25 protein-coding genes are annotated in these 23,160 nt (G+C 51.7%); 10 read left to right on the forward strand and 15 right to left on the reverse strand.

Annotated elements, in window-relative coordinates; all coding sequences use genetic code 11:
- Window positions 1-3: 3 nt before the first annotated feature.
- The 6 genes from tdcD (at window position 4) to cyuA (ending at window position 8,323) form a co-directional block, all read left to right on the forward strand.
- Complete coding sequence (gene tdcD / locus EAS44_RS03835) at window positions 4-1,212, forward strand: propionate kinase (protein WP_001298325.1); 1,209 nt, start codon at window positions 4-6, stop codon at window positions 1,210-1,212.
- Between the two features lie 33 nt (window positions 1,213-1,245).
- Window positions 1,246-3,540, forward strand: coding sequence for a 2-ketobutyrate formate-lyase/pyruvate formate-lyase (tdcE, locus tag EAS44_RS03840; RefSeq protein ID WP_000861709.1), 2,295 nt, complete (start codon window positions 1,246-1,248; stop codon window positions 3,538-3,540).
- Window positions 3,541-3,553: 13 nt separating this feature from the next.
- A complete protein-coding gene (tdcF, locus tag EAS44_RS03845; protein WP_000719990.1) occupies window positions 3,554-3,943 on the forward strand; it encodes an enamine/imine deaminase in 390 nt (129 codons plus the stop codon).
- Window positions 3,944-4,014: 71 nt separating this feature from the next.
- Window positions 4,015-5,379, forward strand: a complete 1,365-nt coding sequence (gene tdcG / locus EAS44_RS03850; RefSeq protein WP_000622122.1) for an L-serine ammonia-lyase — start codon at window positions 4,015-4,017, stop codon at window positions 5,377-5,379.
- A 274-nt stretch (window positions 5,380-5,653) separates the two neighbouring features.
- Window positions 5,654-6,985 carry an amino acid permease gene (cyuP, locus tag EAS44_RS03855; RefSeq protein ID WP_000401593.1) on the forward strand — a complete coding sequence of 444 codons (1,332 nt, stop codon included), beginning with the start codon at window positions 5,654-5,656 and terminating at the stop codon, window positions 6,983-6,985.
- A 27-nt stretch (window positions 6,986-7,012) separates the two neighbouring features.
- Entirely contained in the window at window positions 7,013-8,323 is a 1,311-nt protein-coding gene (cyuA, locus tag EAS44_RS03860) for a cysteine desulfidase (RefSeq protein ID WP_000460529.1), read from the forward strand.
- A gap of 131 nt (window positions 8,324-8,454) precedes the next feature.
- On the opposite strand, the gene yhaL is transcribed toward cyuA, so the two are convergent.
- Both yhaL and yhaK read right to left on the reverse strand, forming a co-directional pair.
- Complete coding sequence (gene yhaL, locus EAS44_RS03865) at window positions 8,455-8,619, reverse strand: protein YhaL (protein ID WP_001295544.1); 165 nt, start codon at window positions 8,617-8,619, stop codon at window positions 8,455-8,457.
- A gap of 22 nt (window positions 8,620-8,641) precedes the next feature.
- Window positions 8,642-9,343: a pirin family protein gene (yhaK, locus tag EAS44_RS03870; protein WP_000633583.1), complete on the reverse strand. Its 702-nt coding sequence runs from the start codon at window positions 9,341-9,343 to the stop codon at window positions 8,642-8,644.
- Window positions 9,344-9,447: 104 nt separating this feature from the next.
- On the opposite strand from yhaK, the gene yhaJ reads away from it, so the two are divergent.
- Complete coding sequence (gene yhaJ / locus EAS44_RS03875; protein ID WP_001041010.1) at window positions 9,448-10,344, forward strand: DNA-binding transcriptional regulator YhaJ; 897 nt, start codon at window positions 9,448-9,450, stop codon at window positions 10,342-10,344.
- A 33-nt stretch (window positions 10,345-10,377) separates the two neighbouring features.
- Here yhaJ and EAS44_RS03880 read toward each other — a convergent pair whose 3' ends face one another.
- The 12 genes from EAS44_RS03880 to exuT form a co-directional block, all read right to left on the reverse strand.
- On the reverse strand, window positions 10,378-10,746 hold the full coding sequence (locus EAS44_RS03880; RefSeq protein WP_001314179.1) for a DUF805 domain-containing protein: 369 nt from the start codon (window positions 10,744-10,746) through the stop codon (window positions 10,378-10,380).
- Window positions 10,747-11,028: 282 nt separating this feature from the next.
- Window positions 11,029-12,015 (reverse strand): glutathionyl-hydroquinone reductase YqjG, encoded by a 987-nt coding sequence (gene yqjG, locus EAS44_RS03885; protein ID WP_000531180.1) that lies wholly within the window; start codon window positions 12,013-12,015, stop codon window positions 11,029-11,031.
- Window positions 12,016-12,084: 69 nt separating this feature from the next.
- Window positions 12,085-12,477 (reverse strand): DoxX family protein, encoded by a 393-nt coding sequence (yqjF, locus tag EAS44_RS03890; RefSeq protein ID WP_000732237.1) that lies wholly within the window; start codon window positions 12,475-12,477, stop codon window positions 12,085-12,087.
- 186 nt (window positions 12,478-12,663) lie between these two features.
- Window positions 12,664-12,963: a YqjK-like family protein gene (gene yqjK / locus EAS44_RS03895; protein WP_000096086.1), complete on the reverse strand. Its 300-nt coding sequence runs from the start codon at window positions 12,961-12,963 to the stop codon at window positions 12,664-12,666.
- Window positions 12,953-13,357 carry a phage holin family protein gene (yqjE, locus tag EAS44_RS03900; RefSeq protein WP_000785725.1) on the reverse strand — a complete coding sequence of 135 codons (405 nt, stop codon included), beginning with the start codon at window positions 13,355-13,357 and terminating at the stop codon, window positions 12,953-12,955. Before yqjE ends, yqjK begins: the two co-directional genes overlap by 11 nt.
- A gap of 2 nt (window positions 13,358-13,359) precedes the next feature.
- Complete coding sequence (yqjD, locus tag EAS44_RS03905; protein ID WP_000031415.1) at window positions 13,360-13,665, reverse strand: DUF883 family protein; 306 nt, start codon at window positions 13,663-13,665, stop codon at window positions 13,360-13,362.
- A gap of 37 nt (window positions 13,666-13,702) precedes the next feature.
- Complete coding sequence (yqjC, locus tag EAS44_RS03910) at window positions 13,703-14,071, reverse strand: DUF1090 family protein YqjC (RefSeq protein ID WP_001298323.1); 369 nt, start codon at window positions 14,069-14,071, stop codon at window positions 13,703-13,705.
- A 146-nt stretch (window positions 14,072-14,217) separates the two neighbouring features.
- Window positions 14,218-14,601, reverse strand: a complete 384-nt coding sequence (mzrA, locus tag EAS44_RS03915) for an EnvZ/OmpR regulon moderator MzrA (RefSeq protein WP_001166764.1) — start codon at window positions 14,599-14,601, stop codon at window positions 14,218-14,220.
- Between the two features lie 3 nt (window positions 14,602-14,604).
- The gene (yqjA, locus tag EAS44_RS03920; RefSeq protein WP_000422149.1) at window positions 14,605-15,267 is read right to left on the reverse strand and encodes a DedA family general envelope maintenance protein YqjA; all 663 of its coding nucleotides are present in this window, start codon (window positions 15,265-15,267) and stop codon (window positions 14,605-14,607) included.
- A gap of 21 nt (window positions 15,268-15,288) precedes the next feature.
- Window positions 15,289-15,372, reverse strand: coding sequence for a hypothetical protein (locus tag EAS44_RS25330; protein WP_212734101.1), 84 nt, complete (start codon window positions 15,370-15,372; stop codon window positions 15,289-15,291).
- A 239-nt stretch (window positions 15,373-15,611) separates the two neighbouring features.
- The gene (gene exuR, locus EAS44_RS03925) at window positions 15,612-16,388 is read right to left on the reverse strand and encodes a transcriptional regulator ExuR (RefSeq protein ID WP_000406487.1); all 777 of its coding nucleotides are present in this window, start codon (window positions 16,386-16,388) and stop codon (window positions 15,612-15,614) included.
- A 129-nt stretch (window positions 16,389-16,517) separates the two neighbouring features.
- Window positions 16,518-17,816, reverse strand: coding sequence for a hexuronate transporter ExuT (gene exuT / locus EAS44_RS03930; protein ID WP_001298326.1), 1,299 nt, complete (start codon window positions 17,814-17,816; stop codon window positions 16,518-16,520).
- Between the two features lie 482 nt (window positions 17,817-18,298).
- On the opposite strand from exuT, the gene uxaC reads away from it, so the two are divergent.
- From uxaC to ygjV, 3 genes are all read left to right on the forward strand, one after another.
- Window positions 18,299-19,711 carry a glucuronate isomerase gene (gene uxaC, locus EAS44_RS03935; protein ID WP_000187442.1) on the forward strand — a complete coding sequence of 471 codons (1,413 nt, stop codon included), beginning with the start codon at window positions 18,299-18,301 and terminating at the stop codon, window positions 19,709-19,711.
- Between the two features lie 14 nt (window positions 19,712-19,725).
- Window positions 19,726-21,213, forward strand: coding sequence for an altronate dehydratase (gene uxaA / locus EAS44_RS03940; RefSeq protein WP_001199373.1), 1,488 nt, complete (start codon window positions 19,726-19,728; stop codon window positions 21,211-21,213).
- Between the two features lie 82 nt (window positions 21,214-21,295).
- Window positions 21,296-21,847: a YgjV family protein gene (ygjV, locus tag EAS44_RS03945; RefSeq protein ID WP_000128143.1), complete on the forward strand. Its 552-nt coding sequence runs from the start codon at window positions 21,296-21,298 to the stop codon at window positions 21,845-21,847.
- 3 nt (window positions 21,848-21,850) lie between these two features.
- Here the strand turns inward: ygjV and sstT are convergent, their stop codons facing one another.
- Window positions 21,851-23,095: a serine/threonine transporter SstT gene (gene sstT, locus EAS44_RS03950; RefSeq protein WP_000211386.1), complete on the reverse strand. Its 1,245-nt coding sequence runs from the start codon at window positions 23,093-23,095 to the stop codon at window positions 21,851-21,853.
- Between the last annotated feature and the right edge of the window lie 65 nt (window positions 23,096-23,160).

The following is a 23,160-nucleotide window of genomic DNA, read 5'->3' on the forward strand; positions in this document are numbered from 1 at the left end:
GAGATGAATGAATTTCCGGTTGTTTTGGTTATTAACTGTGGTTCGTCTTCGATTAAGTTTTCCGTACTCAATGCCAGCGACTGTGAAGTATTAATGTCAGGTATTGCCGACGGTATTAACTCGGAAAATGCATTCTTATCCGTAAATGGGGGAGAGCCAGCACCGCTGGCTCACCACAGCTACGAAGGTGCATTGAAGGCAATTGCATTTGAACTGGAAAAACGGAATTTAAATGACAATGTGGCCTTAATTGGCCACCGCATCGCTCACGGCGGCAGTATTTTTACCGAGTCCGCCATTATTACCGATGAAGTCATTGATAATATCCGTCGCGTTTCTCCACTGGCACCCCTGCATAATTACGCCAATTTAAGTGGTATTGAATCGGCGCAGCAATTATTCCCGGGCGTAACTCAGGTGGCGGTATTTGATACCAGTTTCCACCAGACGATGGCTCCGGAAGCTTATTTATACGGCCTGCCGTGGAAATATTATGAAGAGTTAGGTGTACGCCGTTATGGTTTCCACGGCACGTCGCACCGCTATGTTTCCCAGCGCGCGCATTCTCTGCTGAATCTGGCGGAAGATGACTCCGGCCTGGTTGTGGCGCATCTTGGCAATGGCGCGTCAATCTGCGCGGTTCGCAACGGTCAGAGTGTTGACACTTCCATGGGAATGACGCCGCTGGAAGGCTTGATGATGGGTACCCGCAGTGGTGATGTCGACTTCGGGGCGATGTCCTGGGTCGCCAGCCAAACCAACCAGAGCCTGGGGGACCTGGAACGCGTAGTGAATAAAGAGTCGGGATTATTAGGTATTTCCGGCCTTTCTTCGGATTTACGTGTTCTGGAAAAAGCCTGGCATGAAGGTCACGAACGCGCGCAACTGGCAATTAAAACCTTTGTTCACCGAATTGCCCGTCATATTGCCGGACACGCTGCTTCATTACATCGCCTGGATGGAATTATATTCACCGGCGGAATAGGAGAGAATTCAAGTTTAATTCGTCGTCTGGTCATGGAACATTTAGCTGTATTAGGCGTAGAGATTGATACAGAAATGAATAATCGCTCTAACTCTTTTGGAGAGCGAATTGTTTCCAGTGAAAATGCGCGTGTCATTTGCGCCGTAATTCCGACTAATGAAGAAAAAATGATTGCTTTGGATGCCATTCATTTAGGCAAAGTGAACGCGCCCGCAGAATTTGCATAATTTAGTTGAAGTATTGTAGAGAGATTATTTTTCATGAAGGTAGATATTGATACCAGCGATAAGCTGTACGCCGACGCATGGCTTGGCTTTAAAGGTACGGACTGGAAAAACGAAATTAATGTCCGCGATTTTATTCAACATAACTATACACCTTATGAAGGCGATGAATCTTTTCTCGCCGAAGCGACGCCTGCCACCACGGAATTGTGGGAAAAAGTCATGGAAGGCATCCGTATCGAAAATGCGACTCACGCGCCATTGGATTTCGATACCAATATTGCCACCACAATTACCGCTCATGATGCAGGATATATTGACCAGCCGCTGGAAAAAATAGTGGGTCTGCAAACGGATGCGCCATTAAAGCGTGCGCTGCATCCGTTCGGCGGCATTAATATGATTAGAAGTTCATTCCACGCGTATGGTCGTGAAATGGATAGCGAATTTGAATACATCTTTACCGATCTGCGTAAAACCCATAACCAGGGCGTATTTGATGTTTACTCACCGGATATGCTGCGCTGCCGTAAATCTGGTGTACTGACCGGTTTACCAGATGGTTATGGTCGTGGGCGTATCATCGGTGACTATCGCCGTGTGGCACTGTACGGCATCAGTTATCTGGTACGTGAACGCGAACTGCAGTTTGCCGATCTCCAGTCCCGTCTGGAAAAAGGCGAAGATCTTGAAGCCACCATTCGTCTGCGTGAGGAACTGGCAGAACATCGCCGTGCGCTGTTACAGATTCAGGAAATGGCGGCGAAATATGGCTTTGATATCTCCCGTCCGGCGCAGAATGCACAAGAAGCCGTGCAGTGGCTCTACTTCGCTTACCTGGCGGCAGTGAAATCGCAAAACGGCGGCGCGATGTCGCTGGGGCGCACGGCATCGTTCCTCGATATCTACATTGAGCGCGACTTTAAAGCAGGCGTACTCAATGAGCAGCAGGCACAGGAACTGATCGACCACTTCATCATGAAGATCCGTATGGTGCGCTTCTTGCGTACGCCGGAATTTGATTCGCTGTTCTCCGGCGACCCGATCTGGGCGACGGAAGTGATCGGCGGGATGGGGCTGGACGGTCGAACCCTGGTGACCAAAAACTCCTTCCGCTATTTGCACACCCTGCACACTATGGGGCCTGCACCGGAACCTAACCTGACTATTCTGTGGTCGGAAGCCTTGCCGATTGCCTTCAAAAAATATGCCGCGCAGGTGTCTATCGTCACATCCTCTTTGCAGTATGAAAACGACGATCTGATGCGTACTGACTTCAATAGCGACGATTACGCGATTGCCTGTTGCGTCAGCCCAATGGTGATTGGTAAGCAAATGCAGTTCTTTGGAGCACGCGCTAACCTGGCGAAAACGCTACTGTACGCAATCAACGGCGGAATGGACGAGAAGCTGAAGATTCAGGTTGGCCCGAAAACGGCTCCGTTGATGGATGACGTGCTGGACTACGACAAAGTGATGGATAGCCTCGACCACTTCATGGACTGGCTGGCGGTACAGTACATCAGCGCGCTGAATATCATTCACTACATGCACGACAAGTACAGCTACGAAGCTTCGCTGATGGCGCTACATGATCGTGATGTCTATCGCACCATGGCGTGCGGCATCGCGGGCCTGTCGGTGGCAACGGACTCCCTGTCTGCCATCAAATATGCTCGTGTGAAACCAATCCGTGATGAAAACGGCCTGGCGGTGGATTTCGAGATTGACGGCGAATATCCGCAGTATGGCAACAACGACGAGCGCGTAGACAGCATTGCCTGCGATCTGGTTGAACGCTTTATGAAGAAAATTAAAGCTTTGCCAACCTATCGCAATGCTGTGCCGACCCAATCGATTCTGACTATCACCTCTAACGTGGTGTACGGTCAGAAAACCGGGAACACGCCGGACGGTCGCCGCGCCGGAACACCGTTCGCGCCGGGCGCTAACCCGATGCACGGTCGTGATCGCAAAGGCGCCGTAGCCTCATTGACGTCGGTGGCGAAACTGCCATTCACCTACGCCAAAGATGGGATCTCGTACACCTTCTCCATCGTCCCTGCGGCGCTGGGCAAAGAAGATCCGATACGTAAAACGAACCTTGTCGGCCTGCTGGATGGGTATTTCCACCACGAAGCGGATGTCGAAGGCGGTCAACACCTCAACGTCAACGTAATGAATCGGGAAATGCTGCTGGATGCCATCGAGCACCCGGAAAAATATCCTAACCTGACAATCCGTGTCTCTGGCTACGCCGTGCGCTTTAACGCACTGACCCGTGAACAGCAACAGGATGTTATTTCACGTACCTTTACCCAGGCGCTCTGACGCCGGAGGATGTATGAAAAAGATTATCGAAACGCAACGTGCCCCAGGCGCAATCGGCCCTTATGTTCAGGGCGTTGATTTAGGCAGCATGGTCTTCACCTCCGGGCAAATTCCGGTTTGCCCACAGACCGGTGAGATCCCGGCTGATGTGCAAGATCAGGCGCGTTTAAGCCTCGAAAACGTCAAAGCGATCGTGGTTGCTGCCGGGCTGAGTGTGGGCGATATCATCAAGATGACCGTGTTCATCACCGATCTGAATGATTTTGCCACCATCAATGAAGTCTATAAGCAGTTCTTCGATGAACATCAGGCGACCTACCCGACCCGGAGCTGTGTGCAGGTCGCGCGTTTGCCGAAAGATGTGAAGTTGGAAATTGAAGCCATCGCAGTACGTAGTGCGTAAGGCCTCGTGAGCGGGACGGTCGCAAGGTCGTTCCGCTCCACTTTACTGAACGGCAATCCGAGGGTGTGGATATGATTAGTGCATTCGATATTTTCAAAATTGGGATTGGTCCCTCCAGTTCGCATACTGTGGGGCCAATGAATGCCGGAAAAAGTTTTATTGATCGGCTGGAAAGTAGCGGCTTATTAACCGCGACGAGCCATATTGTGGTCGATCTGTACGGGTCGTTGTCACTGACGGGCAAAGGCCATGCCACGGATGTCGCCATCATCATGGGACTGGCAGGAAACAGTCCGCAGGATGTTGTCATTGATGAGATCCCTGCATTTATAGAGTTAGTGACGCGCAGCGGGCGGTTGCCGGTGGCTTCTGGCGCGCATATTGTTGATTTTCCTGTAGCAAAGAACATTATCTTCCATCCCGAAATGTTGCCTCGCCATGAGAACGGAATGCGGATCACTGCCTGGAAGGGACAGGAAGAACTATTAAGCAAAACCTATTACTCTGTCGGCGGCGGGTTTATTGTCGAAGAAGAACACTTCGGCCTGTCGCACGATGTCGAAACACCCGTACCTTACGATTTCCACTCAGCAGGTGAACTGCTGAAAATGTGTGATTACAACGGCCTGTCTATATCTGGCCTGATGATGCACAACGAGCTGGCGCTGCGCAGTAAAGCGGAAATTGACGCAGGGTTTGCCCGTATCTGGCAAGTGATGCATGACGGTATTGAACGTGGAATGAATACTGAAGGCGTGCTGCCTGGTCCGCTCAATGTGCCGCGCCGTGCCGTAGCGCTGCGTCGTCAACTGGTTTCCAGCGATAACATCTCTAACGATCCGATGAATGTCATCGACTGGATCAACATGTACGCGCTGGCGGTTAGTGAAGAAAACGCAGCTGGCGGGCGCGTGGTAACGGCACCGACTAACGGTGCGTGCGGCATTATTCCGGCAGTGCTGGCTTATTACGATAAGTTCCGTCGTCCGGTAAATGAGCGGTCAATTGCCCGCTATTTTCTGGCAGCGGGGGCAATTGGCGCGCTGTATAAAATGAACGCCTCCATCTCTGGCGCGGAAGTCGGCTGTCAGGGGGAGATTGGCGTGGCCTGTTCAATGGCGGCGGCAGGGTTAACTGAACTACTGGGCGGCAGTCCGGCGCAGGTATGCAATGCGGCGGAAATCGCGATGGAGCATAACCTTGGGCTGACCTGCGATCCGGTTGCCGGACAGGTACAAATCCCGTGCATTGAACGTAATGCCATTAATGCCGTGAAAGCAGTAAACGCCGCGCGGATGGCGATGCGCCGCACCTCGGCACCGCGTGTTTCACTCGATAAAGTGATCGAGACGATGTATGAAACCGGCAAAGATATGAACGATAAATACCGCGAAACATCACGCGGAGGACTGGCTATTAAAGTGGTCTGCGGCTGACATTGCTGTCAGCTTTCATCCTTGGGTGCACAAATGTGCACCTTTTTTTTGTGATCTGCCGCAAATAGAGAATGAATATTCTCTTGCGATTAATTTAGTAGAAAATTCTTATCCATCTCCGTTATTTCAAAGTCTTGATTGTGAAGATTTTCTCTGACCTCGCGCGTATCATTTCTTTATTCTAATAACTCGCCTGCAAAAACGTAGACCGCATATCGCCTTGATGCGGCTCGGAAAAAAATAATAAGCCCTACAAAATATTGAGCGAGAAATTATGGAAATTGCATCGAATAAAGGCGTCATTGCAGACGCTTCGACCCCGGCGGGTCGTGCTGGAATGAGTGAGAGCGAGTGGCGAGAAGCGATCAAATTCGACAGTACTGACACCGGCTGGGTGATTATGAGTATCGGGATGGCGATTGGCGCGGGGATTGTTTTTCTCCCGGTGCAGGTCGGTTTGATGGGATTATGGGTATTTTTGCTCTCATCGGTGATTGGTTACCCGGCAATGTATCTGTTTCAGCGGTTGTTTATTAATACGCTGGCAGAATCACCGGAGTGTAAAGATTACCCGAGCGTCATCAGCGGTTATTTAGGTAAAAACTGGGGCATCCTGTTAGGTGCACTCTATTTCGTAATGCTGGTGATTTGGATGTTCGTCTATTCCACCGCCATCACCAACGATAGTGCTTCCTACCTGCATACCTTCGGCGTGACGGAAGGGTTGCTGTCAGACAGTCCCTTTTATGGTCTGGTACTGATTTGCATTCTGGTGGCGATCTCCTCACGCGGCGAGAAATTGTTATTCAAAATTTCGACCGGCATGGTGCTGACCAAGCTGCTGGTGGTCGCGGCGCTGGGCGTGTCGATGGTGGGAATGTGGCATCTGTATAACGTCGGTTCGCTACCGCCGCTGGGGCTGCTGGTGAAAAACGCCATTATTACGCTGCCGTTTACCCTGACGTCGATTCTGTTTATCCAGACGTTAAGCCCGATGGTGATCTCTTATCGTTCGCGGGAAAAATCAATTGAAGTGGCGCGGCATAAAGCATTGCGGGCAATGAATATCGCGTTTGGTATTTTGTTTGTCACCGTCTTTTTCTACGCCGTGTCGTTCACGCTGGCGATGGGACATGACGAAGCGGTAAAAGCCTACGAGCAGAATATTTCCGCGCTGGCGATTGCCGCACAGTTTATTAGCGGTGATGGCGCAGCGTGGGTGAAAGTGGTCAGCGTCATTCTCAATATCTTTGCTGTAATGACTGCATTCTTTGGCGTCTATTTAGGCTTTCGCGAAGCAACGCAAGGGATCGTAATGAACATCCTGCGTCGCAAGATACCTGCCGAGAAGATTAACGAAAATCTCGTTCAGCGCGGCATCATGATTTTCGCCATTTTGCTGGCCTGGAGCGCCATCGTACTGAACGCCCCGGTGTTGAGCTTCACCTCTATCTGTAGCCCGATTTTCGGCATGGTAGGGTGCCTGATCCCGGCGTGGCTGGTTTACAAAGTACCGGCATTGCACAAATACAAAGGGATGTCTCTGTACCTGATTATCGTCACTGGTTTGTTGCTTTGTGTTTCTCCGTTCCTGGCATTTTCTTGATTTACCTGAAATTTTAAGGTTTTTAATATGTTTGATTCGACTTTAAATCCGTTATGGCAGCGTTACATCCTCGCCGTTCAGGAGGAAGTAAAACCGGCGCTGGGGTGTACTGAACCGATTTCACTGGCGCTGGCGGCGGCGGTTGCTGCGGCTGAACTGGAAGGTCCGGTTGAACGTGTAGAAGCCTGGGTTTCGCCAAATCTGATGAAGAACGGTCTGGGTGTCACCGTTCCTGGTACAGGAATGGTGGGGCTGCCAATTGCGGCGGCGCTGGGAGCGTTAGGTGGAAATGCTAACGCCGGGCTGGAAGTGCTGAAAGACGCAACTGCGCAGGCAATTTCCGATGCCAAAGCACTGCTGGCGGCGGGGAAAGTCTCAGTTAAGATCCAGGAACCTTGCGATGAAATCCTCTTCTCACGCGCCAAAGTCTGGAACGGTGAGAAGTGGGCGTGTGTCACCATCGTCGGCGGGCATACCAACATTGTGCATATTGAGACGCACAATGGTGTGGTGTTTACCCAGCAGGCGTGTGTGACAGAGGGCGAGCAAGAGTCGCCGCTGACGGTGCTTTCCAGGACGACGCTGGCTGAGATCCTGAAGTTCGTCAATGAAGTCCCGTTTGCGGCGATCCGCTTTATTCTCGATTCTGCGAAGTTAAATTGTGCGTTATCGCAGGAAGGTTTGAGCGGTAACTGGGGGCTGCATATTGGTGCGACGCTGGAAAAACAGTGCGCGCGCGGTTTGCTGGCGAAAGATCTCTCTTCATCCATTGTGATTCGTACCAGCGCGGCATCCGATGCGCGTATGGGCGGCGCTACGCTTCCGGCAATGAGTAACTCCGGCTCGGGTAACCAGGGGATCACCGCAACAATGCCCGTGGTGGTGGTAGCAGAACACTTCGGAGCGGATGATGAACGGCTGGCGCGTGCGCTGATGCTTTCGCATTTGAGCGCGATTTACATCCATAACCAGTTACCGCGTTTGTCTGCGCTGTGTGCCGCAACGACCGCAGCAATGGGGGCCGCTGCCGGGATGGCATGGCTGGTGGATGGGCGTTATGAAACCATCTCGATGGCGATCAGCAGTATGATCGGCGATGTCAGTGGCATGATTTGCGATGGTGCATCGAACAGCTGCGCGATGAAGGTTTCGACCAGTGCTTCGGCTGCGTGGAAAGCGGTGTTAATGGCGCTGGATGATACCGCCGTGACCGGCAATGAAGGGATTGTGGCGCATGATGTTGAGCAGTCGATTGCCAACCTGTGTGCGTTAGCAAGCCATTCGATGCAGCAAACGGATCGGCAGATTATCGAGATTATGGCGAGCAAGGCCAGATAAACGCCAGTTTTGGGTATCGTGCCGGATGCGATGCTGGCGCGTCTTATCTGGCCTACGAATTGCACAATTTGTTGATGTTGTTGGGTTTTGTAGGCCGGATAAGGCGTTTACGCCGCATCCGGCACCTGTCTTTACGCGGTAGCTTCATCCTCGGCTAAACGCGTTTCAGCATCCGCGACGATGGCTTCCAGCTCGCTCAACATCTCTTCATAGCCAAAATTTTTGGCGGTGCGAGCAGGTTCTTTCGCCACCACGGGCTTCACTGGCTGACGCTTTTTGGCCGATTTTTTACTCATCATCATCTCCCTGTAAAAACAACTAGACAGGCAAATCTATCAGCAAAGCGCGCAGTGGGGAATCGGCAACCAGCGTAATGTTAGCCTCGTCACGAATAAACGCCCCATCACCGCAGGTCAGCGCCGCTTTCTCTTCATGATGCGTAAGTGCATGAAATTGCCCGTGAATCGATTGCAAATACGCGCGTGGCCCATGCAACTGGAAATTCGCACTTTCGCCTTTGTCGAGCACAATATGATGCAGCCATACTTGCTGGCGCAATTGCAGGCTTCCCATCCCACCTTCTGGCGAGGCGATTAATTGCTGCTTGTCCATATTAAGCGCTAGTTTTTGAATCAGCGGATTCTCTCGTTGTGGGCAGGCATCCAGCCAAAGTTGCATTCGCGTTAACGATTTGTCTTTGCTGAGATTGTGTTCGCTATAGCTGACACCCGGCTGGGTAGAGAGCAGCAACGCCTCACCAGCGCTGGCCTGAACATGATTGCCTTCGCTGTCGCGATACTCAGCTTCTCCATCCAGAATCACATTTAAAATATCGACTTTGGGATAGGTTCGCGGCTGAAAGGCGGCACCTGGGGCCAGCACTTCCTGGTTAAGCACGCGCAGGGAGGCATAGCCTAACAATTTCGGGTCGAAGTAGTGTCCAAAGGAAAAAGTATACCGGGCCTGCAACCATCCGTAGTCTGCTTGTCCACACTGCCTGGCAGTTCGGGTAGTAATCATAATTCTTGACCTCTCTTTACTTCCTTTTATGGTAAGGGGCTGGACGCTACATTGTTAGCCAGATATTCTGCCCGGTATGTTCAAATTTCCTGAATGAGAACGAAATGGCCAAAGAAAGGGCATTAACGCTGGAAGCACTACGGGTTATGGATGCGATCGATCGCCGGGGCAGTTTTGCGGCGGCGGCGGATGAGCTGGGACGCGTGCCTTCCGCACTTAGCTACACCATGCAAAAACTGGAAGAAGAGCTGGATGTGGTGCTGTTTGACCGCTCGGGCCATCGCACCAAATTCACCAATGTCGGGAGGATGTTGCTGGAACGAGGGCGCGTTTTGCTGGAAGCCGCAGATAAACTGACTACCGATGCGGAAGCCCTCGCGCGTGGTTGGGAAACGCATCTCACCATTGTGACCGAGGCGCTGGTACCGACACCTGCCTTTTTCCCGTTAATCGACAAACTGGCGGCAAAAGCCAATACCCAACTGGCAATCATCACCGAAGTGCTGGCGGGGGCGTGGGAACGGCTGGAGCAGGGGCGGGCGGATATCGTTATCGCGCCGGATATGCATTTTCGTTCCTCGTCGGAGATCAACTCGCGCAAACTCTATACCTTAATGAACGTCTATGTTGCCGCGCCGGATCACCCGATTCATCAGGAGCCGGAACCGTTATCTGAAGTGACGCGCGTGAAATATCGTGGAATTGCGGTGGCGGATACCGCTCGTGAGCGCCCGGTGTTGACCGTACAGTTGCTGGACAAACAGCCGCGCTTAACGGTGAGCACGATTGAAGATAAACGTCAGGCATTACTGGCGGGGCTTGGCGTGGCGACGATGCCGTATCCGATGGTCGAAAAAGATATTGCGGAAGGGCGGTTGCGTGTCGTCAGCCCGGAATCGACCAGCGAGATCGATATTATTATGGCCTGGCGTCGTGACAGTATGGGGGAGGCGAAATCCTGGTGTCTGCGGGAAATTCCCAAACTTTTTAGCGGAAAATAATCGATTAAGCACCTTTTACAAGGTGCTTAATTATTATTCTTGTTCCAGTTTCGGATCTGGTCCAAAGCGGTTTTCGCCTGGCGTACCCGCCTGGCAGTTAAAGACGATGATAATAAGCCAGCCGATGAACGGGATTAAGAATAGCAGTGCCCACCACGCCGAGCGGTCGGTGTCGTGCAGGCGGCGGAACTGAACTGCCCACCATGGTAAAAACACCAGAATACCGTAGATTGTCGTCAGGATGCCTTCGCCACCGGCACGTTGCCAGCCTAACATTTTATCCAGTAGCCCCAGCACGAACGTAAAGATGATGTTGACCAGAATAAACATCCAGTACTCTTTGCGCCGCGCACGACCCCGGAAACCGACATAATTTTTTAGTACTTTCAGATACCAGTCCATTTTTGCCTCAATTTTGCTCAATCACTTGTTTTTAAAGCAGCAAATTAAGAATAGACGTGAATGAAATGGCAGTAAATATTATCGCGATGAATTAATAAGGCGCTGTGAAGGATAAGGGCAAGCGCAAAATTGCCAGATGCGCTACGCTTATCTGGCCTGCGCGGTCATTGCAACATATTGAATATAAATGTTTTGTAGGTTTGATAAGGCGTTTACGCCGCATCCGATATGAACAACACGTACTTAGCTAATTATCAGAGGCACCTCGTAAGGTGCCTTTTTTTAACCGAAGCGAACATCTCGTCCATGCGGTTCATCGAGATCCTGCCACGGACCAATTGAAATAATCCCCGTAGGATTGATGGTCTTATGGCTGCGGAAGTAATGATTACGGATGTGATCGAAATTGACTGTTTCGGCAATTCCCGGCATCTGGTAGATATCGCGCAGGAAGCCATACAGATTCAGGTAATCGCTGATGCGGTGCTTATCACACTTGAAGTGGGTCACATACACTGGATCAAAACGCACCAGCGTGGTCCACAGGCGAATATCGGCTTCGGTTAGCTGGTTGCCGGTCAGGTAACGGTGCTGACCTAAAATCTGTTCCAGTCGCGCCAGCGATTCAAACACTTTCGCCACCGCCTCGTCGTAGGCTTGCTGGCTGGTGGCAAAACCGGCTTTATACACGCCATTGTTAACGGTGTCGTAAATCCAGCCGTTAAGTTCGTCAATTTTCGGTTGCAGGGCTGGTGGGTAGTAATCTCCAGCTTTCGCACCCAGCGCATCAAACGCGGTATTGAACATGCGTATGATTTCTGCTGATTCGTTGCTGACGATGGTGTGGTTTTTTTTGTCCCACAGCACGGGAACAGTCACTCGTCCGCTGTAGTGTGGATCGGCGTGGAGATAAAGCTGATACAGAAATTCATGTTGATAGAGCGTGTCGCCGGTTGCTCCCGGAAAACTGTCATCAAAGGTCCAGCCGTTTTCCAGCATCAGCGGGTTCACTACGGAAACGGAAATAAACGGTTCCAGTCCTTTGAGCTTACGCATGATCAGCGTGCGGTGTGCCCACGGGCAGGCGAGTGAAACATAGAGATGATAACGATCTTTCTCTGCGGCAAAACCGCCTTTGCCAGTGGGGCCTGGCGCGCCATCGGCAGTGAGCCAGTTACGAAATGCGGAAGCTGAACGTTGAAATTTACCGCCGGTGGATTTGGTATCGTACCAGGTGTCATGCCAGACGCCGTCAATCAGTTGACCCATTTTTCTATCCTCCAATAGCAAAAACGAGGAGCTTCCCCCTCGTTTTTTATCGTTAAGTATAGCGCGTGCTTACCACTTTTTATTCAGCAGGCGGTCGATGCTGAATGCGCCTGGACCGGTAATTGCCAGCAGCAGGAATCCGCCAGAAATAGTCAGGTTTTTCATAAACATCAGCGAGTTCATGCCTTCTGCAAAGTTGCTGTGAAATAAAAATGCCGTCAGCAGCGTAAAGCCCGCAGTAAACAGGGCTGTGGTACGTGTCAGGAAACCGAACAGGATTGCCAGACCACCACCAAACTCAAGCAGAATCACCAGCGGCAGCATAAAGCCGGGGACGCCCATTGCTTCCATATATTGTTGGGTACCCGCGTAGCCAGTAATTTTTCCCCAGCCTGCCGTAATAAACAGAATCGGCATTAAAATACGCGCTACCAGTACACCAACATCTTCTAATTTTTTCATCATACTCTCCACTGCGCCGCTCAGGCTGCTGATTGTTTTTTTGTGCAAGGGCGCGCTATTAGCGTCGTTGCTGTCGATGGAGAGAATCATAAACGTGACGAAGCGTGATTGTTAGCAAGGAAAACTGTCAAATATTTTCAAAAAATTTGAGGGATAAGGCCGGAATTTCTCCGGCCAGAGAGGAAGTTAACCGCGAAGCTGTTGTTGCTTGAGGGTTGTTTTCACCAGACGCCAGGCGCTCCATACACCAAAACCGCGTCTGGCCCAGCGGACCAGCATATTAGGATGGCGAATCGTCCAGATAGCCATCACGCTACTGCCAACCAGCGCCCAGGAGCGCAGACTCAACAGCATATTCCAGCGACGATCGTAAGCGCCTGTTGCCTCCAGCCATTCACGACGACTGGCGGAAAGATCCAGCCGTTGTTGCTGGATCTGGCTAAGCAGTTGCGCCTTACGTCGTTCACGTTCGACTTTACTGCTCACGGGACTCCTCCTCGAGCAGCTGCCGATCGTTTGCCAGCTCATGGCGCGTGTGGCGCAGCAACGTAGACTTACGCGATTTACGTAACGTCCAGATGCCGCCAATCAGTGCCAGTAGCAGCAACACCACGGTGGTGGCAATCATCGCATTCAGGCGATATTGCGGATCAACCGCCCAGATAACTAGCACCATCAGGCTCATAAGACCAAATGCAGCGAAAAGCATCGTCAGGCCCAGCATCAGTAAAAGTTGAAAGAGATTCGCTTTTTCCTCTTCCAGCTCCACCACCGCCAGCCGCAGACGTGTCTCCACCATTTCAACCATGATGGAAACAATTCGCTGCCCGATGCCCAGAACGCTTTTACCGGGCCCTTGCGCGTGATGAGTGTCCGCCATAATTAACGACGCGACAGCAGAACGCCGAGCACTACACCGATTGCTGCGCCAATGCCCACGCCCGTCCACGGATTTTCACGCACATACTCATCGGCACGCGCCGCCGCGACACGGGTTTGTTTGGCAATGGCATCACCGGTTTCACCCAGGCGATAACGGCTCTGTTTCAGTGCCTGCTCCGCTTTGCTACGAATCTTACTCAACTCTTCTTTTGACTTCTCGCCAGATGAGCTAAGCACCTCTTCCAGCGTATCGGAAAGGGATTTCAACTCAGCACGCAGATGTTCCGTAGTGTGTTCTTTCGACATAGTTTTCTCCAGGTGAGTAAGTAGTGACTATTGTGAGTTAGTAGTCGCGCGCTTTCAGCTTTTTCAGCTCTTCCTGCGCTTCTGCCAGTTTCCGTTCGCGTTTGGCAATCTTATCTGCATCGCCTTTTTGCTTCGCCTCGGCTAAATCTTGCTGGCGTTCCGCCACCTCATCTTTCTGCTTTGCGATTTTCTTCTGATGATCGGCACGCAGCTGGCTATCTGAACAGTTGGCCCGGACTTCACTCAGGGCTTTATTCAGACCGTCAATACGATTCTGGTTTTGGTGTTTTTCGGCATAGCTGATCTCCTTAAGGATATTTTGCTCCTTTTCCTGACACAGGGTAGTGGCATAACTACCGGCACTAAGAGCAAAGAGAGAAACAGCTAAAGCGATGCGGTATTTCATTCTTGAACCTTCCATTGTGATTCGGACCTATTACAAAGGAACGATTGTCCAGACAACGAAGCGGTAGTGTTAACCACCGCCTCATTAATCATAGACAGTTACGGTGAAATCACCAAAGTGAGTGATCTGTTTCGGATAACAGGAAGTTATCCGAAGCGATGAGAGTTATCCCGCAACCGGGTCAGCCACTGCATAGCCTGACTGTTATTGTCCTGCTGCGCAATGATGTAGCCATGGGGCAATGTTCTGTCGAGGACCGCTTTTGCGGCGGCGCTCTGGTCGCTGGAGTCAAAGGTAATTAACAGAGTGTCGTTTTTGGGGGTGATACTTTTGAAAGGAATGCCGTGAGCGTCAAGGTGATGCCAGATTGAAAAACCGTCTGGCATCGTTGTCCCTTGATGAACGGCACGAATCGCCAGCGTAGACTCTTGCTGGCGAACCGCGGACCAGGCCAGCAATAGTGTGCTGACCAGAAGTAAAACAGCGCCGGACCAGGCTAGCTGGCGAAGTGACATGCGAGGTATTTGCATCCCTTACCCCCGATTTCCATATTTCTTTTTCCATAACACGACCAGAGAACCTGCCAGGCCAAACACCAGCAGCACCACCGGGAGCAGCATCAGGCATGACATCAGCTGGTCCTCGTACTTTAAAAATACCGGCGTTTTGCCGAGCATGTAACCCAGAGTTGTCAGGATCAACACCCACAGCAGACCACTCATCCAGTTGAAGAACTGAAAGCGCGCGTTATTCAGCCCTGATAACCCGGCAATCGTCGGCAGCAGTGTTCTGACAAACGCAATAAAGCGACCAATTAACAGCGCCGATAAACCGTGTTTATGAAAAAGATGGTGTGCGCGTTGATGATAATGCGCGGGTAAATGAGATAGCCAGTTTTGTACGGTGCGGGTATTGCCCAGCCATCGCCCCTGAATATAGCTGACCCAGCAACCGAGGCTGGCGGCAACGGTCAGCAGCAGAATCGTTTGCGGATAGCCCATCGCGCCTTTCGCAATCAATACGCCGACCAGTACCAGTAAACTGTCGCCCGGTAAAAAGGCCGCCGGAAGCAAGCCGTTTTCAAGGAACAAAATGACAAACAAGACAAAATACAACATGCCAATCATCGACGGATTGGCCAGGGTTTCAAAATCCTGCGCCCACAGGGCTTGCAGCAATTGGGTCAAAAGTTCCATTCATTATTCCTGGTGAATCGGTTAACGCCACGCTGGTTTTAAATGATGCACTACCGCAATGTTATTGCTGTCTTGGTATGTTCTGCGGGTTTGATACATCAACACAGCCTGAACTATTCCCTGTTAAATCGTGAGATAAGAAAGCATTCAAAAGCATAAATTCAAATTGAATCTAATTGTAACAAAGGTCAACGTTGTTCGTTATCAAAATTACATGTCCGTGGAGTCTGATTTTGCTGAATGCAGGGGAGGGAGGCGAGAGGATTTACACAGGCTGACACTTTATACTTTTCGCTTACCGACGAGACAAACAGGCGCACTGTAGCGCCTGTCGGACAGGAATTTCATTTACTGCCGCTGGTGGCTGTATCGAGATGCACCACCGGGTTTTCGGCGAACAGATAGCGGTCGGCATTGAACTCGAAATCGTCGCTGGTTTCGTTAAATAACATGATCTTGGTGTTTTCCAGGTGCTGCCACATTGCCAGCTTAGCAGCATGAGGATCTTTGCGAATCAGCGCCTTGAGGATTTGATCGTGGTCATCACACCAGTTATCGACGGTACGGGCATCAATGTGTTCGTGCAGTTTTTTCCAGTACGGGTTATGACTACGCTGGGTCCACATTTTTTCAACGATAGCCGCCAGGGCGGAGTTCTGCGTCGCCAGGGCTACCTGAATATGGAACTGCAAATCCCACTCGGAATCACGGAAGCATTGTTCGCCGCGCGCCTGCTCCTGGATGGCCATCAATTTCATGATGTCCTGTTTCGTTACCTGAGTTGCCGCGAACTCGGCAATATTACTTTCGATGAGCTGGCGAGCCTGGAGCAACTCAAACGGACCGTAATTGGCGAATTCCATATTATTGTCAGCCGCCTGCTGATGGCGAGGCTGGTTGGAAACCACATGAATACCTGAACCTTTACGCACTTCGACATAGCCTTCAACTTCCAGCATGATGATGGCTTCACGAACCACGGTGCGGCTGACGTTTTTTTCATCGGCAATAAAGCGTTCGGCAGGCAGTTTATCACCCACCAGATAGACGCCCTGTTCGATGCGCTCTTTCAGATCAGCGGCAAGTTGTTGATACAAACGGCGTGGTTCAGTGATTTCCATATGCGCTCCAGGCATGATACGGCAGACTATATTTGTTATACCACTTTTGCGAGTTTAGCTCTACTCGCAGTGATGAAAAAGCCGCCTGAGAAGGCGGCTTTGAAGGGAAACTAAAACTTACACGAAGCCTTAATGTTGCGGTGCGGGATCGTTATGTGATTCCTGCGCCACCTCAATCGCCGGTTTGTTCTGCAACACGGTCCAGATAACCAGCGCACCTAACAGGTCGAACACTGCCAGAACTGCGAACAGCGGGCTGAAGCCGATGGTGTCAGCCAGTGCACCGACTACCAGTGCAAACAGCGTACTTGCCAGCCATGCGGACATCCCGGTTAAACCGTTCGCCGTCGCCACTTCGTTACGACCGAACACGTCAGACGAGAGCGTAATCAGTGCGCCAGACAGTGCCTGGTGAGCAAAACCACCGATACACAGCAGCATAATCGCGACATACGGGTTGGTGAACAGACCGATCATACCCGGGCCAATCATCAGCACCGCACCCAGCGTTACGACCATCTTACGGGAAACGATCAGGTTCACACCAAACCAACGCTGGAACAGCGGCGGCAGGTAACCACCGAGGATACAACCGAGGTCAGCAAACAGCATCGGCATCCAGGCAAACATCGCGATCTCTTTCAGGTTAAAGCCGTAAACTTTAAACATGAACAGCGGGATCCACGCGTTAAAAGTACCCCATGCCGGTTCTGCCAGGAAGCGCGGCAGCGCGATACCCCAGAACTGACGGTTGCGCAGGATCTGACCAACGGACATTTTCTTCGCTGTGTCAACCTGGTGCTGGGCTTCCTGACCATTAATAATGTAGTCGCGTTCTTCATCGGTCAGATGTTTCTGGTCGCGCGGATGTTTATAGAAAATCAGCCATGCCATCGCCCAGATAAAGCTCAACGCACCGGAGATGATAAATGCCATCTGCCAGCTGTGCATCACGATTGCCCATACCACCAGCGGCGGCGCAATCATCGCACCAATCGAAGAACCTACGTTAAAGTAACCTACCGCGATGGAACGCTCTTTCGCCGGGAACCATTCGGAGCTGGCTTTCAGACCCGCCGGAATCATCGCGGCTTCCGCGGCACCGACCGCACCACGAGCAACCGCCAGGCCACCCCAACTACCTGCCAGCGCAGTTGCACCACAGAACACGGCCCACAGTACAGCAAACATTGCATAACCGATTTTCGTACCCAGCACATCCAGTACATAACCCGCTACCGGTTGCATGACCGTATAAGCAGCAGAATACGCTGCGATGATATAGGAATACTGTTGGGTGGAGATGTTTAACTCTTCCATCAGAGTTGGCGCAGCTGCCGCCACAGTGTTACGCGTCAGGTAACCAAGCACGGTGCCGAGCGTCACCAGTGCGATCATATACCAACGTAACCCTTTAATTTTACGCATGTAAAACCTCATCGTTTTGTTATATCCGCAGGAAGCGCGGCCATCATCCCGCCAGAGGCTGAAGATGTTAGTTACGACCGGGTAACCGAAAAAAAACCGGCACGCCCCGAACGTTGCCATGAAAGTTTCGTGCTAATTCGGCTTCCGTACCGGTTAACCCGATTCATCTAACAAATGAATGAATCGGCAATTTGCATTCCGTCGACTTATGATTTGCGACGGCAGAAAGATAACTTGTCATACAACTTTAAAAGGTGAGAGCCATCACAAATGTGCGAATATTTGTAGGGACATTACCTGACGACGGCGAGGCCAGTACTGGCGCGGCCTGCAGCGAGATTTACCACTTTGAGAGTAATTTTTTTAACTACGTTTATTGATCTAACTCACGAAAATATCTTCGGACTCTGGAAATTGGTGTGATAACTTTGTCAGCATCGCACCATAAGCAAGCTAGCTCACTCGTTGAGAGGAAGACGAAAATGACTCCGTTTATGACTGAAGATTTCCTGTTAGATACTGAATTTGCCCGCCGTCTGTATCACGACTACGCAAAAGACCAGCCGATTTTCGATTACCATTGCCATTTGCCGCCGCAGCAGATTGCGGAAGACTATCGTTTTAAAAACCTGTATGACATCTGGTTGAAGGGCGATCACTACAAATGGCGCGCTATGCGTACCAACGGTGTGGCCGAGCGTCTGTGCACCGGTGATGCGTCTGACCGTGAAAAATTTGACGCCTGGGCGGCGACTGTTCCGCACACTATCGGCAACCCGTTATACCACTGGACGCACCTCGAACTGCGTCGTCCGTTTGGTATCACTGGCAAATTGCTTTCTCCGTCAACTGCCGATGAAATCTGGAACGAATGTAACGAACTGCTGGCGCAGGATAATTTCTCTGCACGCGGCATCATGCAGCAGATGAACGTGAAAATGGTCGGCACCACCGATGACCCGATCGATTCTCTGGAGCATCACGCAGAGATCGCCAAAGACGGCTCTTTCACCATTAAAGTGCTGCCGAGCTGGCGTCCGGACAAAGCCTTTAACATTGAACAGGCGACCTTTAACGACTACATGGCGAAGCTGGGCGAAGTTTCCGATACCGACATTCGCCGCTTTGCTGACCTGCAAACTGCCCTGACTAAACGTCTGGATCACTTCGCCGCTCACGGCTGTAAAGTGTCTGACCACGCGCTGGATGTGGTGATGTTTGCTGAAGCGAACGAAGCGGAACTGGACAGCATCCTCGCGCGCCGTCTGGCAGGCGAAACCCTGAGCGAGCACGAAGTGGCACAGTTCAAAACTGCGGTGCTGGTGTTCCTTGGTGCCGAATATGCACGTCGCGGCTGGGTACAGCAGTACCACATTGGCGCACTGCGTAATAACAACCTGCGTCAGTTTAAACTGCTGGGGCCGGATGTCGGCTTTGACTCCATCAACGACCGTCCGATGGCGGAAGAGCTGTCTAAGCTGCTGAGCAAGCAGAATGAAGAAAACCTGCTGCCGAAAACCATTCTCTACTGCCTGAACCCGCGCGATAACGAAGTGCTGGGCACCATGATCGGTAACTTCCAGGGCGAAGGTATGCCGGGCAAAATGCAGTTCGGTTCCGGCTGGTGGTTTAACGACCAGAAAGACGGTATGGAACGTCAGATGACCCAACTGGCGCAGCTCGGTCTGCTGAGCCGCTTTGTCGGCATGCTGACTGACAGCCGTAGCTTCCTGTCATACACCCGTCACGAATACTTCCGCCGCATTCTGTGCCAAATGATCGGTCGCTGGGTGGAAGCAGGCGAAGCACCGGCGGACATCAACCTGCTGGGCGAGATGGTGAAAAATATTTGCTTTAACAATGCGCGTGACTACTTCGCCATTGAACTGAACTAAGGTCTGGGGTTGATATGCAATACATCAAGATCCATGCGCTGGATAACGTCGCGGTTGCTTTAGCGGATTTGGCTGAAGGCACAGAAGTCAGTGTCGATAACCAGACTGTTACGCTGCGCCAGGATGTTGCTCGTGGACATAAATTTGCGTTAACGGATATCGCAAAAGGGGCCAACGTCATTAAATATGGCCTGCCGATTGGTTATGCATTGGCGGATATTGCAGCGGGGGAACACGTTCACGCCCACAATACGCGCACGAATCTGAGCGATCTGGATCAGTATCGCTATCAACCTGATTTTCAGGATCTGCCTGCGCAAGCGGCAGATCGTGAAGTGCAGATCTATCGTCGCGCTAACGGCGATGTCGGGGTGCGTAATGAGCTGTGGATCCTGCCAACCGTGGGCTGTGTCAACGGCATCGCGCGGCAGATCCAAAATCGTTTCCTGAAAGAGACCAACAACGCTGAAGGTACCGACGGCGTGTTCCTCTTCAGCCACACCTACGGCTGCTCACAACTGGGCGACGATCACATCAATACTCGCACCATGCTGCAAAACATGGTGCGCCACCCGAACGCGGGCGCAGTGCTGGTGATTGGTCTGGGCTGTGAAAACAACCAGGTTGCCGCATTCCGTGAAACGTTGGGCGATATCGATCCTGAACGCGTTCATTTCATGATCTGCCAACAGCAGGATGATGAAATCGAGGCCGGGATCGCGCATTTGCATCAGCTGTATAGCGTGATGCGCAACGATAAACGCGAGCCGGGCAAACTCAGCGAACTGAAGTTTGGTCTGGAGTGCGGTGGTTCTGACGGTCTTTCTGGTATTACTGCTAACCCGATGCTGGGGCGTTTCTCTGACTACGTGATTGCTAACGGCGGTACTACCGTACTGACCGAAGTGCCGGAGATGTTTGGCGCAGAGCAGTTGCTGATGGACCATTGTCGCGACGAAGCAACGTTTGAAAAACTGGTCACCATGGTCAATGACTTCAAGCAGTACTTTATTGCCCATGACCAGCCGATCTACGAAAACCCATCACCGGGGAACAAAGCAGGCGGTATCACCACGCTGGAAGACAAATCACTTGGCTGTACCCAGAAAGCGGGTACCAGTGTCGTGGTTGACGTGCTGCGTTACGGCGAGCGTCTGAAAACGCCGGGGCTGAACTTGTTAAGTGCGCCGGGTAACGATGCCGTAGCGACCAGCGCCCTGGCGGGTGCGGGCTGCCATATGGTGCTGTTCAGTACTGGTCGTGGTACGCCGTATGGTGGATTTGTGCCGACGGTGAAAATCGCCACCAACAGTGAACTGGCGGCGAAGAAAAAACACTGGATCGACTTTGACGCGGGTCAGCTGATCCACGGTAAAGCGATGCCGCAGTTGCTGGAAGAATTTATCGACACCATCGTTGAGTTTGCCAATGGTAAACAAACCTGCAACGAGCGTAACGACTTCCGCGAACTGGCGATCTTCAAAAGCGGCGTAACGCTATAAAGTCGAAATGAGTTGTTAATAAAAAACGGCGTTTCATAATGTGAAGCGCCGTTTGCTTTTCCATACCTGCTAAGGATTTATCATGACCGCGTATTGGCTGGCCCAGGGCGTGGGTGTCATCGCCTTTCTGATTGGTATCACAACATTTTTCAATCGTGACGAACGTCGCTTCAAAAAGCAACTTTCGGTCTATAGCGCCGTTATTGGCGTACATTTTTTTCTTCTGGGCACCTATCCTGCCGGTGCCAGTGCCATCCTTAATGCCATTCGTACATTGATTACCTTACGCACGCGCAGCTTATGGGTAATGGCGATTTTTATTGTGCTGACTGGCGGAATTGGCCTCGCGAAGTTCCATCATCCTGTCGAACTATTGCCGGTAATCGGCACGATTGTCAGTACCTGGGCGCTGTTCCGCTGTAAAGGGCTGACCATGCGCTGCGTAATGTGGTTTTCAACGTGTTGCTGGGTGATTCACAACTTCTGGGCGGGGTCGATAGGCGGCACGATGATTGAAGGCAGTTTTCTGCTGATGAATGGCCTGAATATCATTCGTTTCTGGCGTATGCAGAGAAGGGGAATTGATCCGTTTAAAGTGGAGAAAACCCCTTCCGCCGTAGACGAAAGGGGCTAAGTATTAGTTACGCAGGGCGCTATTTGCCAGACGATCGTCTTCCGCCTGGCAAGCTGCCGCAGTGAACAGCACGTCAGTTGACGAGTTCAGCGCGGTTTCACAGGAGTCCTGCAATACGCCGATAATAAAGCCGACAGCAACCACCTGCATGGCGATATCGTTCGAAATACCGAACATATTACAGGCCAGTGGGATCAGCAACAGAGACCCCCCCGCCACGCCGGATGCGCCACAGGCACACAGAGAAGCCACTACGCTCAACAGCAGCGCTGTGGGCAGATCAACCGGAATACCCAGCGTATTAACCGCAGCCAGCGTCAACACGGTAATGGTGATTGCTGCGCCCGCCATATTGATGGTGGCTCCCAGCGGAATAGAAACGGAATAGGTATCGCGATCCAGATTCAGCTTTTCACACAGCGCCATATTCACCGGAATGTTCGCCGCAGAGCTGCGGGTGAAGAAGGCATACACGCCGCTTTCGCGCAGGCACAGCAGCACCAGCGGGAACGGGTTACGACGAATTTTCCACCATACCAGCAGTGGGTTAACCACCAGCGCCACCAGCAGCATACAGCCAACCAGTACCACCAGCAGTTGCGCGTAGCCCCACAGCGTGGAGAAACCGGTGGTTGCCAGGGTAGAAGAAACCAGACCAAAAATACCGATCGGTGCGAAGTGAATCACCAGTTTCACCATAAAGGTAACGGCATTCGACATATCGTTGACCAGGTTTTTGGTGGTTTCGTTACCGTGACGCAGTGCGAAACCGAGGCCAATTGCCCACACCAGGATCCCGATATAGTTACCTTTCAGCAGCGCGTCAATGGGGTTGGAAACCATGCTCATTACCAGCCCGCGCATCACTTCTACAATGCCTGACGGCGGCGAAATATCACCCGCGCTACTGGACAAGTGCAGGGTAGAAGGGAAGGCAAAACTGAAGATTACTGCGGCCAGAGCAGCAGAGAAGGTGCCCAGCAGATAGAGGAACAAAATAGGGCGGATATTGGTTTTCTGCCCGTGCTGGTGGTTAGCAATAGATGCCATTACCAGCATCAACACCAGGATGGGGGCAACGGCTTTCAGTGCGCCGACGAACAAAGTACCTAACAGACCAACAGCTTCCGCCGCGGGTTTTGAGATCCATGCCAGAAGAATCCCCAGAATAAGGCCGGCCAGGATTTGTTTTACCAGGCTGCCATGAGCCAGACGCCGGAATAGCCCCGGTGAATGTTGCGTAGTCATTTTTCGATCCTTTCATTGTGTTGTCGCACATCCCTGGTGCGTTCTGTCGACGCATCTTTCAGGAT

This window comes from Escherichia coli DSM 30083 = JCM 1649 = ATCC 11775 (assembly GCF_003697165.2).
In the GTDB taxonomy this organism is placed as follows: Bacteria; Pseudomonadota; Gammaproteobacteria; order Enterobacterales; family Enterobacteriaceae; genus Escherichia; species Escherichia coli.